16 protein-coding genes are annotated in these 18,097 nt (G+C 59.1%); 11 read left to right on the top strand and 5 right to left on the bottom strand.

Annotation, left to right across the window (positions count from 1 at the left end; all coding sequences use genetic code 11):
- Window positions 1-104: 104 nt before the first annotated feature.
- The 3 genes from ACPF7Z_RS11810 to serA all read right to left on the bottom strand — a co-directional run bounded on the left by ACPF7Z_RS11810 (window position 105) and on the right by serA (window position 4,786).
- On the bottom strand, window positions 105-560 hold the full coding sequence (locus ACPF7Z_RS11810; RefSeq protein WP_425193444.1) for a restriction endonuclease subunit S: 456 nt from the start codon (window positions 558-560) through the stop codon (window positions 105-107).
- Between the two features lie 32 nt (window positions 561-592).
- A complete protein-coding gene (locus tag ACPF7Z_RS11805; protein WP_425193443.1) occupies window positions 593-3,370 on the bottom strand; it encodes a type I restriction-modification enzyme R subunit C-terminal domain-containing protein in 2,778 nt (925 codons plus the stop codon).
- A 165-nt stretch (window positions 3,371-3,535) separates the two neighbouring features.
- Window positions 3,536-4,786, bottom strand: coding sequence for a phosphoglycerate dehydrogenase (serA, locus tag ACPF7Z_RS11800; protein ID WP_425193442.1), 1,251 nt, complete (start codon window positions 4,784-4,786; stop codon window positions 3,536-3,538).
- A gap of 267 nt (window positions 4,787-5,053) precedes the next feature.
- On the opposite strand from serA, the gene ACPF7Z_RS11795 reads away from it, so the two are divergent.
- The 8 genes from ACPF7Z_RS11795 (at window position 5,054) to ACPF7Z_RS11760 (ending at window position 14,097) form a co-directional block, all read left to right on the top strand.
- Window positions 5,054-5,359 (top strand): exodeoxyribonuclease VII small subunit, encoded by a 306-nt coding sequence (locus ACPF7Z_RS11795; RefSeq protein WP_425193441.1) that lies wholly within the window; start codon window positions 5,054-5,056, stop codon window positions 5,357-5,359.
- Window positions 5,352-6,242 (top strand): farnesyl diphosphate synthase, encoded by an 891-nt coding sequence (locus tag ACPF7Z_RS11790; RefSeq protein WP_425193440.1) that lies wholly within the window; start codon window positions 5,352-5,354, stop codon window positions 6,240-6,242. The genes ACPF7Z_RS11795 and ACPF7Z_RS11790 overlap by 8 nt, the downstream gene beginning before the upstream one ends.
- Window positions 6,243-6,252: 10 nt before the next feature.
- A complete protein-coding gene (gene dxs / locus ACPF7Z_RS11785; protein ID WP_425193439.1) occupies window positions 6,253-8,190 on the top strand; it encodes a 1-deoxy-D-xylulose-5-phosphate synthase in 1,938 nt (645 codons plus the stop codon).
- A 35-nt stretch (window positions 8,191-8,225) separates the two neighbouring features.
- Window positions 8,226-8,999, top strand: coding sequence for a co-chaperone DjlA (djlA, locus tag ACPF7Z_RS11780; RefSeq protein ID WP_425193438.1), 774 nt, complete (start codon window positions 8,226-8,228; stop codon window positions 8,997-8,999).
- A gap of 176 nt (window positions 9,000-9,175) precedes the next feature.
- Window positions 9,176-9,472 carry a hypothetical protein gene (locus ACPF7Z_RS11775; protein ID WP_425193437.1) on the top strand — a complete coding sequence of 99 codons (297 nt, stop codon included), beginning with the start codon at window positions 9,176-9,178 and terminating at the stop codon, window positions 9,470-9,472.
- Between the two features lie 123 nt (window positions 9,473-9,595).
- Window positions 9,596-10,225 (top strand): glutathione S-transferase family protein, encoded by a 630-nt coding sequence (locus tag ACPF7Z_RS11770; protein WP_425193436.1) that lies wholly within the window; start codon window positions 9,596-9,598, stop codon window positions 10,223-10,225.
- 4 nt (window positions 10,226-10,229) lie between these two features.
- Window positions 10,230-11,783: a Na+/H+ antiporter NhaC family protein gene (locus ACPF7Z_RS11765; protein ID WP_425193435.1), complete on the top strand. Its 1,554-nt coding sequence runs from the start codon at window positions 10,230-10,232 to the stop codon at window positions 11,781-11,783.
- 199 nt (window positions 11,784-11,982) lie between these two features.
- Window positions 11,983-14,097 carry a putative bifunctional diguanylate cyclase/phosphodiesterase gene (locus ACPF7Z_RS11760; RefSeq protein WP_425193434.1) on the top strand — a complete coding sequence of 705 codons (2,115 nt, stop codon included), beginning with the start codon at window positions 11,983-11,985 and terminating at the stop codon, window positions 14,095-14,097.
- 37 nt (window positions 14,098-14,134) lie between these two features.
- On the opposite strand, the gene trhA is transcribed toward ACPF7Z_RS11760, so the two are convergent.
- Both trhA and ribA read right to left on the bottom strand, forming a co-directional pair.
- The gene (gene trhA / locus ACPF7Z_RS11755) at window positions 14,135-14,833 is read right to left on the bottom strand and encodes a PAQR family membrane homeostasis protein TrhA (protein ID WP_425193433.1); all 699 of its coding nucleotides are present in this window, start codon (window positions 14,831-14,833) and stop codon (window positions 14,135-14,137) included.
- 42 nt (window positions 14,834-14,875) lie between these two features.
- Entirely contained in the window at window positions 14,876-15,511 is a 636-nt protein-coding gene (gene ribA / locus ACPF7Z_RS11750) for a GTP cyclohydrolase II (protein WP_425193432.1), read from the bottom strand.
- 131 nt (window positions 15,512-15,642) lie between these two features.
- Here ribA and hemE point away from each other — a divergent pair, with 131 nt between their 5' ends.
- Genes hemE through speE form a run of 3 tightly spaced genes read left to right on the top strand, consistent with a single transcriptional unit; the run spans window position 15,643 to window position 18,006 of the window.
- Window positions 15,643-16,707 carry a uroporphyrinogen decarboxylase gene (gene hemE / locus ACPF7Z_RS11745; RefSeq protein WP_425193431.1) on the top strand — a complete coding sequence of 355 codons (1,065 nt, stop codon included), beginning with the start codon at window positions 15,643-15,645 and terminating at the stop codon, window positions 16,705-16,707.
- 1 nt (window position 16,708) lies between these two features.
- The gene (locus ACPF7Z_RS11740; RefSeq protein ID WP_425193430.1) at window positions 16,709-17,092 is read left to right on the top strand and encodes a VanZ family protein; all 384 of its coding nucleotides are present in this window, start codon (window positions 16,709-16,711) and stop codon (window positions 17,090-17,092) included.
- A 50-nt stretch (window positions 17,093-17,142) separates the two neighbouring features.
- The gene (gene speE, locus ACPF7Z_RS11735) at window positions 17,143-18,006 is read left to right on the top strand and encodes a polyamine aminopropyltransferase (RefSeq protein WP_425193429.1); all 864 of its coding nucleotides are present in this window, start codon (window positions 17,143-17,145) and stop codon (window positions 18,004-18,006) included.
- The last annotated feature ends 91 nt before the right edge of the window (window positions 18,007-18,097 follow it).

Below are 18,097 nucleotides of genomic sequence, written 5' to 3'. Positions count from 1 at the left end.
CGTCGCCATGGTTGGTCCTCCCCGGTATGCGTTCAGCGGGTGAGACGGAATCGGCGGTCAGAAAATGCTCGCTGGCGGTGATAGGGGAAGTGTCGACGCCGGCATCACGGATTCAGGTTTATTATTACTTCATTAGCATCGCTGCGGCTCAGTCCTGGAATGGCTGTAGACTTTTCTAGTCTGTTCAAGTTAGCAAAGCTAAGCAGGTATTTTAAATACTTTGCATTTGTGCCAGAGGGTACTTGAGAAAAGTAAACAGTATCGATGGGCCAGCAATTTTTTGTTTCAAGATATATGCTGCCAACAGCACCTTTTCGCCCAATGATCAAGCTAGGCTCTGTGGTTAGCGGGGCGTCATGATAGCCAACAATACCGCTAGAGCCATAAACAGGAGTTTTTCCATAGTCATTCCTGTCTGTTTTCTTAAGAGCCTTACCATAATTGAGCTGAATTATTTCTTTTAGTTTGCATGATGCCCACCCCATAGGCAGTTCTTGGGCTTCTGTATTGTTTGTAATAGTTAAATACTGCGCCGAAACCTCATTAACTACATCATCCATAGCTCTAATATTTACCTTATACTGCCCGGCGATTACGCCGCCAGAGCATCATTGATTTCATCGATTACCCGGTCCATCTCGTCGCCGAATAGCTGATACATCTTTCCCACGCCGCCTTGGGCGTCGAAGGGGTGATAATCGAAATCGTCGAGCTCGATATGCAGGCTGACGGCGATATGGTCGCGGATCATTTCCAGCCAGGCTTGCTGCTGGGGCGTGAACTTGGGCTGGTTGCCGGCGTGCTTGGCGAATATCCAGCGCTTGAAGTTGGCGCGCACGGTATCCGCATAGGGGGTGAGCCTGTCGTCCCAGCCGCAGGCCCGGCGTACCAGGGCGACGATCTGCGTCAGTTCGCTTTCGGGGCGGGTAACGTTGACTTCATCCAGCGCCGCGTAGGCGTCCCATACCTTGACCGGGGCCAGGGTGGGTTTTTCCTGCTTGAGCCGTTCCAGTAGTTCGGTGATCGTCCGCTGGGTGATATCCGCCCGGCGCTGGGGCTGGGCGTAATAGATGGTCAGGGCGGTGATTTCGTCTCGGTGGCTTGCCAGCCACTGTTCGAACTCCTGGCGCAGGTGCGCGCGCTGGGCGTCGAGATCGCTGTCCCAGCCGCTATAGGTGACGCTATCGAGATTGGTGGCGTCCAGGGTCTGCTCCTGGCGCTCGCGAATGTCCTCGAGCAGAGTGGTCAGCTTGCCGGTAATGGGGGCGCAGGCGGCCTGGGCACGCTGGTTGCGCACCTGCTCCCGCTGCACGCTGGTGATCGTCTCGCCGGGCCCCAGTTCAAACTGCTTTCTAGCCTCGGTATCGATGGCATCCGGGTCGTCCACGGCGAGCAGGCCGCCGGCCAGGTCGTTGAGGCTGGCGCCGCCGGTCAACTCCTTGACCTGGCGCTGCTGCTCGGCGTTCAGGCGCTTGGCGAAACGCGCGAAGCGCCCGGCCAGGGAGCTTAAAGTCGGCTCGTCGCGAACCCCCATCACCACGCCGGTCATCAGTGCTTTCTGTGACAGGCTCGGCGCCTTCTCCAGACTGCCGGTGTCCTTCTTCTCGGAGTCCTTGACGCCGATGGCATCCACCAGGATGAACTCCCGCTTGGGGCCCCGGGCGGCGTTGCTGACCACCGCCAGACCGTCCGCGTCGAGGCTGCGAGTGCCGCGGCCGACCATCTGCATGTAGTAGTTGCGGCTTTTCACGTCGCGCATGAACAGCAGGCATTCCAGGGGTTTGACGTCGGTGCCGGTGGCGATCATGTCCACGGTCACGGCGATGCGCGGATGGTAGTCGTTGCGAAAACTCGCCAGCACGCTCTTGGGGTCTTCCTCGGTGCGGTAGGTGACCTTCTTGCAGAAGTCGTTGCCCTCGGCGAACTCCTCGCGAACGATGCGGATGATGTCGTCCGCGTGGCTGTCGGTCTTGGCGAAGATCAGGGTCTTGGGCACTTGGAAGGTGTTTGTCTCCGTATAGCGCTCCGGGAACATCCGCGGCAGGCCGTCGCGAAAGGCGCGGATGACCTGGCGAATCTGCGACTCGTTGACCACGGAGCGATCGAGCTGGGTGCCCTGGTAAGTGACTTCCTCGTCGAGCTGTTCCCAGCGTTTCTTGCGACTCAGGCGCTCGCGCTTTTCCACCAGCTCCCGGGCTTCTAGCTGGCCACCGCCTTGGGTGATCTCGGTAGCGATGCGCCAGACGCGGTGATCGACGTTGACGCCATCCGCCACGGATTGCTCCAGGGTGTATTCGCTGACCACGTTCTGCTGGAAGAAGCCGTAGGTACGCTTGTCCGGCGTGGCGGTCAGGCCGATCAGAAAGCTGTCGAAGTATTCCAGCACCTGACGCCACAGGTTGTAGATGGAGCGATGGCACTCGTCGATGACCATGAACTCGAAGAATTCCGGCGGAATGCGCGGGTTGTAGACCACCGGCAGCGGCGGCTTGCGCAGCGTGACAAGGTCGTCCGGTACGGTTTCTTCCGCCGTCTCGTCCAGCGGTTCGCCCTTGAGGATCGAGTACAGACGCTGAATGGTGCAGATGATGACCTGGGCATCCTGGGGGATATGGCTGCTGGTCAAGCGGCAGACGGTATAGAGCTCGGTGAACTTGCGGTTGTCGTCCTGGGGAATGTACTGGTAGAACTCGCCTTCCGCCTGCTCGCCAAGGTTCTTGGTATCCACCAGAAACAACACCCGCTTGGCATCGGCGAATTTCAGCAGCCGATAGATCGAGGTGATGGCGGTAAACGTCTTGCCGGCGCCGGTGGCCATCTGGATCAATGCGCGGGGGCGGTTGTTCGCCAGCGATGCTTCCAGGTTGCCGATGGCGCGGAACTGACAGTCGCGCAGGCCTTGTGCTTGTAGCTCGGGAAAGCGGGTCAGCCGGGTACGCAGGGTATCCGGCTCGGAAAGACGCTGGGCCAAGGTTTCGGGTCGGGGAAACTGGAAGATCTCCCGTGCTCGCGGCTTGGGGTCGCGGCTGTCCGTGTAGCGGGTGATTGCGCCGGTCGCTTCGTGAATGAAGCGCAGCGGCACCTGGCCCAGGTGATGGAGGTTGGCGGTAGCGTAGCGCGTCGATTGCAGTTCGACGGTGTTCAGGCGATGGCCCTCCTCGTCGCGCTTGGCCTCGATGACGCCGCAGGCCTTACCCTCCACCACTAGCAGATAGTCCATGGGGCCGCTGTCGGTCGGATATTCGCGTATCGCCACGCCGTGTCCGGCGCCGGGATCGAGTTCGCTCATCGATTGCACGAGCCAGCCGGCCTGTTCGAGCTGGGCGTCGATACACTGGCGGGCTTGCTGCTCAGGAGTTAATACGCTCATATGTTCTTTCGCTCTGCACTTTCCACTACTATCAGCATTACTACCAGCCTGCGTCTTTTTTCTCACCCAGAGATTACATGGGCGAAAGGGCCGTATCACTCTTTTACCTTAGAAAAACAAAGCCCCCGGCAATTGCCGAGGGCTTTGGGAATACGCGATCTTCACTCAACTATCGAAGTTGGCATCCGAATAAAGCGCGCGGATGCGCAGAGTGTGCTCGACCTGCTTGAGCGCTTCCAACGCCTGGGGGCCGTAGGCCTTGTCCACGTCGATGACCACGTAGCCGACCTTGTCGTTGGTCTGCAGATACTGGGCAGCGATGTTGATGTCGTTTTCCGACAGTACACGGTTGATCTCGGAGAGCACGCCGGGCACGTTGTCATGAATGTGCAGCAGACGGTGCTTGTCCGGATGCGCCGGCAGCGAGACTTCGGGGAAGTTGACCGAGGTGATGGTGGTGCCGTTATCGGAGTAGGTGACCAGTTTCTCCGCCACTTCGACGCCGATGTTCTCTTGGGCTTCCAGGGTCGAGCCGCCGACGTGCGGGGTCAGGATCACGTTCTCCAGACCACGCAGCGGCGAGACGAACTCTTCGTTGTTGCCTTTGGGTTCGACCGGGAAGACGTCGATGGCGGCCCCCAGCAGCTTGCCATTCTTCAGCGCCTCGGCAAGCTCGTCGATGACCACCACGCTGCCCCGCGAGGCGTTGATCAGGATGCCGCCTTGCTTCATCAGGGCGATCTGCTCCTTGCCGATCATCCAGCGCGTGGAGGGCACGTCCGGCACGTGCAGGGTGACCACGTCGGCGCGGGCCAGCAACTCCTGCAGGCTGCCGACTTGACGGGCATTACCCATGGCGAGCTTGGTGACCGCATCGTAGTAGATCACATCGAGGCCGACGGATTCGGCGAGCACCGAGAGCTGGGCGCCGATGCTGCCGTAACCGATAATGCCTAGGGTCTTGCCCCGCGCCTCGTGAGAATTCTTGGCCGTCTTGAGCCAGCCCCCCTGATGAGCACGGGCGCTCTTCTCCGGGATGCCGCGTAACAGCATGATGGTTTCCGCGAGTACCAGTTCCGCCACCGAGCGGGTGTTGGAATAGGGGGCGTTGAATACCGGAACGCCCCGAGTGAGTGCGGCATTCAGATCGACCTGATTGGTGCCGATGCAGAAACAGCCCACTGCGGTAAGCTTTTCGGCGGCGGCGAAGACGCGCTCGTTGAGTTGGGTACGCGAGCGAATGCCCATAAAGTGGACATCGCCGATCTTGTCGATCAGTGCCTGTTCGTCCAGCGACGTATGCAGATGCTCGATGTTGGTGTAACCCGCATTCAGGAAGCTGTCCACTGCAGACTGATGGATGCCCTCGAGCAGCAGTATCTTGATCTTGCTTTTGTCCAGGGAGGTCTTGGCCATTCTCGAATCAATCCTCACGTTGGTTTGGGCCGCGTTTTCAGCAGGTAACTGGGAGTGCATTGACAGGGGCGCTATCGTAGCACAGCCGCAATCGAGCAAAGTGAAATTGCCGTGCCTTGAACATGAACCGTCTCGATCATGAGCCGTTTGCCGCTGGTCGAGCTAACCAAAGGCATCTTCAGGGCGAGTACGAGCATGTATACTGTGCCTCCAGGCTGCCGCGGCGGCGATATTTGATCAATGAGCCCGTTAAAGGCGAGTAGTGTCATGGCGGATACGCAGGACGATGTACAAAACAGATCACCCGATGACTTTGCCTCCACGCTGGAGCAGCTTGAGTCGTTGGTGAACCAGCTTGAATCCGGCGATCTTTCCCTGGAAGCCTCGCTTACTGCTTTTGAACGGGGCATTCGGCTGACACGGGAGGCGCAGCGGCGCCTTGGCGAAGCCGAGTTGAAAGTACGCACACTGGTCGAGCAACCTGACGGCTCCATCGACGAGGTTTCTTTCGATAGTACGTCGAGTGCTGCGTCTAGCGGCGCCGCAATGCACTGGGAGGTCGACAATGAGTAGTGACGTGGCCGAGTTGCCGTTGCGTCTGGATGCCGACCGAGCTCGGGTCAATGCCGTGTTGGCAACGCTTTTCGACAAGCGTCACGCGATTGCGCCGCGCCTGGAGGAGGCCATGGCCTATGGCGTACTCGGCAATGGCAAGCGGTTGCGTCCACTACTGGTTTATGCTGCTGGGCGTACGGTAGGGGCCGAGGATGACGATCTCGATCCTGCTGCTGCTGCCATCGAACTGATCCATGCCTATTCGCTGGTACACGACGATTTACCTGCCATGGATGACGACGATCTGCGGCGGGGGCAACCCACCGTGCATCGCGCCTTCGATGAGGCCAGTGCGATTCTGGCCGGCGATGCACTGCAAACCCTGGCGTTCGAGCTGCTTGCCGATGCCGCGCATCCGCGTCTGGCGGCGATGGTACGTACCCTGGCCGGGGCTTCCGGTCGTGACGGCATGGCTGCCGGGCAGGCGCTGGATCTGTTGTCGGTGGGTGATCGTCTGGACGTGGAGGCACTGGCCAATGTGCATCGGCACAAGACCGGCGCATTGATGCGTGCTGCTCTCCGGCTAGGCGGGCTGACCGGTGTCACCGAGACCGACCCTCGGTTGATCGCGCTGGACGATTACGGCGCCGCCATCGGCCTGGCGTTTCAGATTCAAGACGATATCCTCGACGTGGTGGGCGACACCCAGACCCTGGGCAAGGCCAGTGGTGCCGACGCGGCCCGCGACAAACCAACGTACCCGTCGTTGCTTGGGCTTGATGGTGCACGGGCCAAGACCCAGAGCCTTCTCGAACAAGCCCTCGATGCCCTGGTTCCGTTGGGCGATACCGCCACGCCGCTGGCGGAGATTGCCTGTTACATGATCGAGCGCGATTACTGAAAGAGCCTTTATGAAGCTGTTCGACGAGATACCGGTCGAGCGTCCGGCGACGCCGCTGCTCGATACCATCGATACGCCCGTGGCATTACGTGCCTTCAGCATGGCCCAATTGCTTGAACTGGCCGACGAGTTGCGTGCCTATCTGCTTTACAGTGTTGGCTGTAGTGGCGGTCATTTCGGTGCGGGGTTGGGGGTGGTCGAACTGACCGTGGCCCTGCATCAGGCGTTGGATACGCCCCATGACCGCCTGGTGTGGGATGTCGGTCATCAAGCCTACCCGCACAAGATTCTTTGTGGGCGTCGAGAGACGATGACCTCGATTCGCCAATATGGAGGATTGGCTGCCTTCCCACGACGCTGCGAATCGGAATACGACACCTTCGGTGTAGGGCATTCCAGCACCTCGATCAGCGCTGCTCTGGGCATGGCATTGGCGGCCCGCACCCAGGGCCAGCAGCGTCGCGTGTGTGCCGTGATTGGCGATGGCGCCCTGACAGCCGGCATCGCCTTCGAGGCGTTGGCCCATGCCGGTCATGTCGATGCCAACCTGCTGGTGATTCTCAACGACAATGAAATGTCGATCTCCGAGAATGTCGGCGGCATGGCCAGCTACCTGGCGAAGGTCTTCGCCAGCCGCACCTACACCACGGTTCGCGAAGGCGGCAAGAAGGTGCTGGCGCACTTGCCCGGCGCGCTGCAGATTGCGCGACGCACCGAGGAACACATGAAAGGCATGGTCAGCCCGGCGACCTTGTTCGAGGAGATGGGGTTCAACTACATTGGTCCCGTTGATGGCCACGATCTGCCTCGACTGATTCATACACTGCGGACTCTGCGCGATCTGGATGGTCCGCAGTTTCTGCACGTGCGAACCAGCAAGGGCAAGGGCTTTCGTCCCGCCGAGGCCGACCCGATCGGCTATCACGCCATCACCAAGCTCGAGAAGGGCATTGCCAGTGTGGCACCCAAGGCGCCTGCTCAGGCCCCGGCCGGCCAGCCCCCCGTCACGCCCAGGGTTAAACCCCGCAAGTATTGCAATGTGTTCGGCGACTGGCTGTGCGACATGGCCGCCGCCGACAAGCGGTTGATCGGCATTACCCCGGCGATGCGCGAAGGCTCCGATCTGATCCGTTTTTCCCAGGAGTTCCCGGCGCGCTATTACGATGTGGCCATCGCCGAGCAGCACGCGGTGACCCTGGCCGCCGGCATGGCCTGCGAGAACATGAAACCGGTGGTGGCAATCTATTCGACCTTCCTGCAGCGCGGCTATGATCAGCTCATTCACGATGTTGCCGTGCAACACCTGGATGTGACCTTCGCCATCGATCGCGCCGGGCTGGTGGGCGAAGATGGCCCCACGCACCATGGCTCGCTGGATCTTTCCTATCTGCGCTGTGTGCCGGGTATGGTGATCATGGCGCCTGCGGATGAGGCCGAATGCCGGGCAATGCTGAGCGCCGCTTATCATCATGCCGGGCCTGCCGCGGTACGTTACCCACGTGGGACCGGCCCGGGCGTCGCCATCCCCGAGCATCTCGAACCCTTGGCCATCGGCCAGGCTGAGACTCGTCGGCGTGGTCAACGTATCGCACTGCTCGCCTTTGGTAGCCTGAATACGCCGGCCACCGAGGTCGCCGAACGTCTGGATGCCACGCATCTCAACATGCGCTCGATCAAGCCGCTGGATCGGGACGCCGTGCTCGAGGCGGCGCGTAGTCATGAGTTGCTGGTGACGTTGGAAGACAACGTGATCGCCGGAGGAGCGGGGAGCGCCGTCAATGAGCTGCTGGTGAAGGAAAAGTTGCCAACCAGCATCCTCAATCTCGGCCTGCCGGATGTGTTCATCGAACACGGCAAGCCCGAGGAGCTGCTTAGTGAGTGTGGGCTCGATGCAAGTGGTATCGAGGCCACTATCCGTAAACGTCTCGAGGCAGGACAAGCCTCGTGAGTGTGTTCAAAATTTCCTGCTAAAACGAGAGCATCATGCTGATAGCCATCATAATTGGCGGCGTGCTGGGGTATCTGATCGGCGATTTCCTCGGCATGCTGATCGGCGCGGGACTGGCCTACTGGCTGGTTCGTCGCCTGCGTCGAAGTCTGCTGGGCAAGCTGGTACAGACGCAACGACAGTTTCTGGATTCCACCTTTGCGGTGATGGGCTGCCTGTGCAAGGCCGATGGCCAGGTCACTCAGGACGAGCTCGAGGTCTCCAGAAAGCTATGGGAGCGCTTGCGCCTCAACGAAACCCAGCGTGAGCGCGCCAGAGCGTCCTTCACCCGCGGCAAATCGTCGGACTTCGATCTGGATGCGGAGCTTGAAACCCTGCGTCAGGTGACCAAGGGACAACGCGTCCTGCTGCAAATGTTTCTGCAGGTTCAACTGGCGGCCATCACCGCCGATGGCGCCGTGCACCCGGCGGAACACGAGATGTTCCTGCGGATCGCCCGTGGCCTGGGCTGCTCCGAGGCGGAGATCCAACAGATCGAGGCCATGCTGCGTGGCGGCGGGGCGCAGGCTCCGGGGGCAACGTCCGGGTTGTCGTTGGAAGACGCCTATCGGGTGCTGGGCGTTGATGCTAGTGCCAGCGATGCCGAAGTCAAACGCGCGTATCGACGTCTCATGAGTCAGAATCATCCCGACAAACTGGCCGGCAAGGGGCTGCCCGAGAATATGCGTGAAATGGCCGAACAGCGTACCCGCGAAATAGGCAATGCCTACGATCTGATCAAGAAGACCCGCGATCACCAGCCTGCCTAGTGCGCGATTTCCATGCCTGGCTCTCAAACCAGGCATGGAAAACCCAAAGTATAGGATTCCGTGTATCGATAGCGCCGGCTAATCGAAGTTATTGGCAATATTTGTTAGCAAACTAATTAGTCTGTTAGTAAGATGATCGCCAACACATAGACATCAACCGACACGAGAGGATGATCATGAAACTACAGACAACCGTTGCCGCCCTGGCTATTGCTCTACTGCCCGTTGCTGCTCATGCCAGCCTGGCATCCGAAAGAGCCATGCAGGCCAACAGTGAGCAGTTGCAAAAGAGCAGTATGAACGACAAGGCGGCGAATACCTCCTTCACGCAGCGCTACAGTGGTAAAAGTGCTGCAGCCGCAGAGCATGCTCGCTTCATTGCGAATCATACCGATTACCGGACTCAGTTCACCGACACCAATGATTACATCGGCGCCGAAGAGCCAGAAGTAGGCCACGCTGTCGATTGGTAATAAAAGTAGTCATACTGCGAATTCAAAAAAGGCCCAATGGATGGGCCTTTTTTGTGTCTGCTTTAGCGTAAACATTTCGCTACCGGCTACACTACGGACATTATTGCATAGCCGGAGCACGCGATGATCACCCTCTACTCCTATCCCAACAGCCGCTCGCTGCGGGTCGCCTGGACCCTCGAGGAATTAGGCCTCGATTATACCTGCCAATATGTCGATCTGGCCTCCGGCGAAGGCCAGGGCGCGGAGTACCTGGCCCGCCATCCGGACGGCAAGGTGCCGGCGCTGGAGGATGGCGAACTGACGCTGTTCGAGTCGGCGGCAATCTGTCGCTATCTGGCCGAGCGTTATGGTCAGGGTTTATTGATACCCAGCGATTCCATACAGCGAGCGCTGCTCGATCAGTGGCTGTTCTTCATCGTCAGCGAACTGGAGCAGCCGCTCTGGACGCTAGGCAAACACAAGTTTGCCCTGCCTCAGGAGCGCCGCGTCCCCGCCGTGATTCCCACCGCCGCCTGGGAGTTTCAGCGTGCCCTGGCGGCACTGCAGCGTGAGTTCGATGGCCAAGGCTGGTTGGTGGGTGATGAGTTCACCATCGGCGATATTCTGCTGGGGCATACCCTGAGTTGGGCGCGGGGAGCCAAGCAGCCATTGCCCGATGCGCTGGAGGCGTATCGCCAACGCTGTAACGCAAGACCGGCTAGAGACGCCGCGCAGCAGCGCGAACAAGAAGCCCAGGAAGCAGAGGCATAGCGATATGCAGTTCGAACTTCTTTCCTTGTTGCCGCCCTTGTTGGCGATTCTTCTAGCGCTGCTTACCCGGAACGTCATTCCCGCGCTGTTCTGCGGTGTCTGGCTAGGGGCCACCATGCTCAACGGCTGGAACCCCGCGACGGGGCTGTACGCCAGTTTCGGCGACTTCATCATTCCCAGTGTAGGGGATGAATGGAGTGCCACCGTGCTGATCTACTGCGGCCTGTTCGGGGTGTTGATCACCATACTGCAGCGCACCGGCGGGGCCGACGCCATTGCCCGTAGCATCTCGACGAAGGTGAAGTCCGCTCGCGGCGCACAAGGCGCCACCCTGGGGTTCGGCGTGCTGATCTTCTTCGAGGATTACTTCAATGCGCTCACGGTGGGTAGCGTCATGCGTCCGATCACGGATCGCATGCGCGTTTCCCGGGAGAAACTCGCCTATATCGTCGATTCCACCTCCGCCCCCATGTGTTTGCTGGGGCCTGTGTCTACCTGGGTGGTCTTCGTGATGGGACTGATTGGCACCCAGCTCAACGCAATGGAGATCACCGGCTCCGAATATCTGATGTATCTGACCTCGATACCACTGAATTTCTACGCCTGGCTAACCCTGCTGATGATCCTGCTGGTAGTGATTACTCAATGGGACTTCGGCCCCATGGCCCGAGCTGAACATCGCGCGCGCAGTACCGGTAAACTGATGGCGGATGGCGCCCAGCCGCCCTCGGACGAGGAGGTTCGAGAGATGGCCGACACCTCCGGTCAGCCCTCTCGCAAGCGCAACATGTTGGTGCCCATCGCCGTATTGGTGGGCCTGATCCCGCCGCTGTTTCTGTGGTCCGGTAATTTTCCCGAAAACGATCTGGTGACCGCCGTAGGCGAAGCCGAGGGAGGCAAGTCGATCCTGATCGCGACCTTTTTGGCGTCAATAGTGGGCCTTACCATGGGCATGCAGCAGAAACGCTTCAATTTCCGCGAGGCAATGGAGATCGTGGTCACCGGCTTCAAGAGCATGACGCTGGTCTACATCATCCTTACTCTGGCCTGGTCGATCGGCAGCGTTACCTCGGAACTTGGCACCGCGGATTATATCGTGACCCTGGCTCAGCAGGGCATCGCGCCGAGCCTGATCCCTGTGCTGCTGTTTCTGATCGGTGCCGTGGTGGCCTTTACCACCGGCACCTCCTACGGCACCTTTGCCATCATGATCCCCATCGCCATGCCGGTGGCGGCGGCCCTCGATCTGCCCTTGGCGCTGACCATCGCCGCGGTACTCAGCGGGGGTATCTTCGGCGATCACTGCTCGCCGATTTCCGATACCACCATCCTCTCCTCGGCCGGATCATCCTGTGACCATATCGACCATGTGCGTACCCAGTTACCCTATGCAGTGACCGCAGGGACATCCGCCATCGTCGCCTTCTTTGTCGCCGGCCTGACCGGATCGACACTTGCGGCGCTCGGAGCTGGCGTGATCACGCTATTGCTGTTGGCCTATCTACTCAGCCGACTGTGGGGTAGTAATCCAATCGGTCGCGACGTTCCTGCTAGCTGACACAAGCCAAAACCAAATGAAATGTCGAAGAGCCGAGAAGACTAAAATCACTGAAAAAACCAAGAATAGTTAGAGAACGACAAGGTTTCTCTTCATTTTCTCTAGCTTTCGCCGAAGTACTATTTCAGGACAATAAAAAAACGGGTCACTGATCTGTGGGTAGCAACGTGTCTTCTTCTCTCCCTGGGAACCATGTTTGATGACCGATTTCTATTCTTCTTACAACCTGGCGCTGGTGGCGTTGTCTTTTGGAGTGGCCGCCATCGCATCGCTTACCGCGCTCGACCTTGCTGGACGAGTACGTGCCAGTAAGGGGGCGGCGGGTCATGCCTGGCTGATCGGCGGTGCCTTCGCCATGGGCACGGGGATATGGGCGATGCATTTCATTGGCATGCTGGCGATGGAAATGCATGCAAACGTCGGATACGGAACGACGCTGACCGTTATCTCGCTGATCGCGGCCATTCTGTCATCTGCGCTGGCTCTGGCCATTGTGCAGACGGGCAACTTGACCAATTATCGCCTCGCTTTTGGTTCGCTGGTCATGGGGATTGGCATTTGCTTCATGCATTACGTTGGCATGGAGGCCATGCAGACCGCTGGAACCATAAGCTATCGACCATCGCTTTTTCTGGTATCGGTTGTGATCTCCGTTTCCGCCTCGGCACTGTCACTATGGCTGGCGTTTCGTCTGAATCCCAACCACGCCCGCTCCCGCTCACCCTTATGGCATCGCAGCATTGCCGCTTTGGTCATGGCCGTGGGAATTTCCGGCATGCACTATACAGGCATGGCCGCCGCCATGCTGCCTGAGGGGGAAATGCACCAGATGGCAGGAGGCATTTCTCATAACCAGCTGGCCATCGTGATCGCTCTGATCTCTTCGTGCATCATGCTCGCGGCACTGATGATCTCCATCTACGATGCCCATCTTTCCTCGCGCACCGCGCAACTCGCCAATTCCCTTCAGCAGGCCAACCAGGAGCTCAAGGGCATGGTACATAGAGATCCTCTGACGCAACTTCCTAACCGCTTGTTACTGGAGGAGCGGCTGGATAGCTTGATGGCAAGCGCCAACAGTGAGTTCGCGGTTTTCTTCGTAGACCTGGATCGCTTCAAGAACGTCAATGACTCATATGGGCACCACGTTGGGGATGAGCTGATCAAACACGTGGCTTCACGGCTCCAAGCGGCGATACGTGAATCCGATACGGTCGCGAGAGTCGGAGGGGACGAGTTCATGGTGCTTGCCTCAAGTAGTGCCAAGCGTGAGGGGTATGCCGCCTTGGCTAGGCATATTGTCAGCACCCTGGACAAGCCCTTTCAAATCGCCAACAGCATCGTGAAAGTCTCCTCCAGCGTAGGCATAAGCCTCTATCCGGAGCACGGGGACGACAAGCACGACCTGATGATTCATGCCGATGCCGCGATGTATAGTGCCAAAGAACGAGGCAGAAACAACTTCCAGTTTTATGAACACGGCATGTCGTCATTGGCCGAACGTCGCTCTCTATTAGAAAGGCGGCTTCGAATGGCTATCGATGATGACACTCTGTCGCTTGCCTATCAGCCCAAGGTGCACGTCGTCACCGGCGAAATCACCGGTTTAGAAGCCCTTCTGCGCTGGAATGATGAAAAACTCGGCGTAGTGACACCTGATGAAATCATCCCCATCGCCGAGGATACCGGCCTGATTTTGCCCCTCGGGGAATGGGTGCTGCATACCGCCTGTCGGTACAGCGTCGAATCAGCTCGGGACACCAACTCCATTCTGCCCGTGGCCGTCAATATTTCGGCTCTCCAGCTCAATAGTCGCCACTTTGTCACCGTGGTCAAGCGAGTGTTGAGCGAAAGCGGACTGCCACCGGAATGCCTCGAGCTGGAGTTGACCGAGAGTGCTCTCATCCAGGATCCCGATCATGCCTTGCCAATTCTCAACGAACTCCGTGAACTCGGGGTGATGCTATCGATCGACGACTTCGGCACGGGTTACTCAAACCTGGCCCAACTGAAACGCTTCCCCATCCAGCGCCTGAAAATCGACCGTACTTTCATGTCCGATGTCACGACCAATGCCCAGGATGCCGCCATCGTTCAGGCGGTTATCGCGCTAGCACGCAGTCTCGACCTGCAGGTGGTAGCCGAAGGTATCGAAAGCGAGGAACAACTGTCCTTTATTCGCCAGCTACATGGGCATCAATATCAGGGCTACCTGTGCAGCAAAGCGCTTTTCCCCAACGAGCTGGAAGCGTTTCTAGGTAATAAAAAAGATAAAGCCAACACTGAAACGAGCCCCGTTAGTTGTGCCACCTGACAGGCATTTTAAGCTCTGATTCAATTGTGATCAGGCGTCAGGCCTTGAACGGCAGCACCGCGGTGTACACCGCGAAGTAATGGAAGATGCTGCCGCCGAGCACGAACAAATGCCAGATGGCGTGATGGTAGGGAATGGCACGAATGGCGTAGAAGATCACGCCCAGCGTGTAGGTGACGCCGCCGGCGACCAGCAGGGCGATACTGGTGGTGGACAGATACTCGCCCATTTCCCCGGCGGCGAGCAGAATCAACCAGCCCATGATCAGATAGATTGCGACCCGCAGCACACCGAAGCGATGGGGCCAGATCAATTTCAACGCGATACCGCCCAGCGCCAGGCTCCAGATCACGCCGAACAGCGTCCAGCCCAGGGGGCCGCGCATATTGACCAGCAGAAAGGGAGTATAGGTACCGGCGATCAGGCCATAGATGGCACAGTGATCGAGCAGCTTGAAGATGCGTTTGAGCCGGGGATGGCGGATGCCGTGATAGATCGTCGAGGCGGTATAGAGTAGCACCAGAGTGACGCCATAGAGGCTGACACTGACGATGGTCCAAGGATCGACGTGGACCGCCAGGCTTGCCAACACGATCAGCACTACCATACCCGCCAGACTCAGGGCTGCACCGATGCCGTGGCTGATGCTGTGCAGCAGCTCTTCTATAAAGCTGTATTCGCTAGTGTTGGCAACGCTGTTATCGCTAGTACCGTGGTCGGGGTGCGGTCGGCTCATTGTCTGTCCTCTGGGAGCGGAAAGCAGCACCGGGTGTCGGGGTCAGGGTTTACGATGCTTGTCCTCATCCCCGGCCCGGGTGAAATCGTCCAGCGCCATCATATGGCCGAGCTTGCCCGCCTTGGTCGAAAGATACTGTTCGTTGTGTGGGTTTAGACCCGTGGTCAGCGGCAATCGTTCGGTGACGGTCACCCCGTCCCGAGTCAACGCATCGACCTTGCGCGGGTTATTGGTCATCAGCTTGAGCGCGGCGACACCGAGATGCTCGAGCATGGGCACGCATAGATCGTAGCGGCGCAGATCGGCACCGAAGCCCAGATGCTCGTTGGCCTCGACGGTATCGAAGCCCTGATCCTGTAGATGATAGGCGCGAATCTTGTTGAGCAATCCGATGCCGCGTCCTTCCTGACGCAGGTAGAGCAGCACGCCGCGTCCTTCCAGGGCAATGCGCTTGAGGGCTTCCTGCAGTTGATAGCCACAGTCGCAACGCATCGAGAAAAGCGCGTCGCCGGTCAGACACTCCGAGTGCACGCGCCCGAGCACCGGCGTTCCATCGGCTACGTCGCCCAGAGTCAGGGCAATATGGTCCTTGCTGGTGGCCTCGTCCTCGAAGCCATGCATGGTGAAGGTGGCCCAGGGCGTTGGTAGTTGGGAGGCGGCGATGAAGCGAATCGTCACATTGAACCTCGGTAAATGCGCGCGACTCTCGATAGACGCGAGCGCGGTCGCAGAGAAAAGAGTCGTATTATAACAGCCGAGGGCCGCCATCCGTTACAATGGCGGCAAATTCGCGATCTGACGAGACTCCGATGGAACTCAAGAACGACCGTTTTCTTCGCGCCCTGGCCCGCCAGCCGGTGGATCGCACCCCCGTGTGGATGATGCGCCAGGCAGGGCGCTATCTGCCCGAGTATCGCCGGGTGCGTGGCGACGCCGGTAGCTTCATGGATCTGTGCCGAGACACCGCCCGGGCCTGTGAGGTCACCTTGCAGCCGCTGGAACGCTATCCGCTGGATGCCGCCATCCTGTTCTCGGACATCCTGACCATTCCGGATGCCATGGGGTTGGGGCTTTATTTCGAGACCGGCGAAGGCCCCAAGTTTCGCAAGCCGGTGCGCAGCGCTGCGGCAGTCGACGCTCTTGATCTGCCGGATGCGGAGCGTGATCTGGATTATGTCATGAACGCGGTCAGCACGATCCGCCGCGAGCTCAACGGCCGGGTGCCGTTGATTGGCTTTTCAGGCAGCCCCTGGACCCTGGCGACCTACATGGTCGAAGGCGCCTCGAGCAAGGACTTCCGCTACGTCAAGACGATGCTCTACGACGACCCGGACACCATGCACAAGCTGCTGGATCTGCTGGCCCGAGCGGTCACCGACTATCTCAACGCCCAGATTCGCGCCGGTGCCCAGGTGGTGCAGATCTTCGATACCTGGGGCGGGGCGCTGTCGACACCGGCCTACCTGCAGTTCTCCCTGCGCTATATGAAGCAGATCGTCGAGGGCCTGATTCGCGAGCAGGAAGGCCGTCGGGTGCCGGTGATCCTGTTTACCAAGAACGGCGGACAGTGGCTCGAGCACATCGTCGAGGCGGGCAGCGATGCGATCGGCCTCGACTGGTCCACGGAGCTTGACGATGCCCGGTCCCGGGTGGGCGACCGGGTGGCGCTGCAGGGCAATCTCGATCCCAGCGTGCTGTTCGCCAATCCAGCGGCGATCAAGGCCGAAGTGGCGCGTGTTCTGGCCAGTTATGGTGCCGGCCCGGGGCACATCTTCAATCTTGGTCACGGCATCAGTCAGTTCACCGATCCGGACCATGTCACCGCCTTCATGGGCGCGCTACATGAATTGAGTCCGGCATACCATCAGCGTTGACATGATGATCCGGTATTGGCTCGAAAAGCGATGGCTCTGGACATCGCTGGCCCTGGCCGCCGCCTTGGCCATCGCGTTGGGTAGTCTCGCTCCCGGCGACGAGATGCCCAAAAACCTGCCCTGGGACAAGCTCAACCACTTCCTCGGCTATGGGGTGCTCGGCCTCTTGACCGGGCTTGCCGGGCTGCGGTCGTGGCTCGCCTGGCTGGTGGTGTCTGGTTATGGCGTGATCATCGAATATGCTCAGATCATCGTCCCGGGACGGTACGGGGGCGATCCCCAGGACATGCTGGCCAATGCGCTGGGCGCGGCGCTGGCAGTGCTGCTGCTCGCGGCCCTTCGCCATTTTCTGAACGACCGTCTCCCTTCAAAGAACTATTTCTAAAGCGCTATCTTTAAAGAGCTATTTTTAAAGAACTACCGCAAGGACATCCTATGAGCGAACGACTCGACGACAGCTGGTTCACGGAAATATTTTCAAGCGAAGGCAGCGCCTTCTCGCTCAAGGTCACCGAGAAATTGCACGATGTGCAGAGCGCCTATCAGCACCTCGAGGTCTATGCCACCGAAACCTTCGGCAATTTGATGCTGCTCGATGGCTGCGTGATGCTCACCGATCGCGACAACTTTCTCTATCACGAGATGATGGCGCATCCGGCGCTGTTTACTCACGCCGACCCGAAGCGGGTGGTGATCATCGGCGGCGGTGATTGCGGCACCCTGCGCGAGGTGTTGAAGCATTCCGGAGTGGAGAAGGTCACCCAGATCGACATCGATGAAGAGGTCACCAAGGCATCCGAGCGTTTCTTTCCCGCATTGACCGCCTCCAATGGCGATCCGCGCGCCGAGCTGCTGTTTGAAGACGGTGTCAAGTGGGTGGATGCGGCCTCAGAGGGTAGCGTCGATGTGATCATCATCGACTCCACCGATCCGGTCGGCCCCGCCGAAGGGCTGTTCAAGGTCGATTTTCTGGCCAAATGCCACCGTCTGCTCCGCGAAGGCGGAGTGATGGTGCAGCAGAGCGAGTCGCCGCTCTATCACAGCGGCAGCATCATCCGTGAACTGCGCGAAGATATGAAGAAAGCCGGTTTTACCAGCGTCGCCACGCTGCCGTTTCCGCAGCCGGTCTATCCCTCGGGCTGGTGGAGCGCCACCCTGGCCGGCAAGGGAGTCGACGTGAATGCCTTCCGTGAAGACGCCACCGGTGGCGCCGATTTCGCCCTCGATTACTACAGTGCCGGCATCCATCGCGGCGCGCTGAGCCTGCCGCCGTTCATGCATCGTCTTTTGAAAGATTGATGGTTTTCTAATTACGTTGATAAAGCGTCGGTCTTGTCTGGGCTATTAACCCTAAGGAGCATGTCGCTACCCGTCATCTCTTTGCTAAGGT

Origin of the sequence: Halomonas sp. GXIMD04776 (assembly GCF_049808615.1) — a bacterium.
GTDB lineage: Bacteria > Pseudomonadota > Gammaproteobacteria > Pseudomonadales > Halomonadaceae > Modicisalibacter.
The sequence above is the reverse complement of the archived record's forward strand: the minus strand, read 5'-3'. Positions and strand labels throughout refer to the sequence as shown.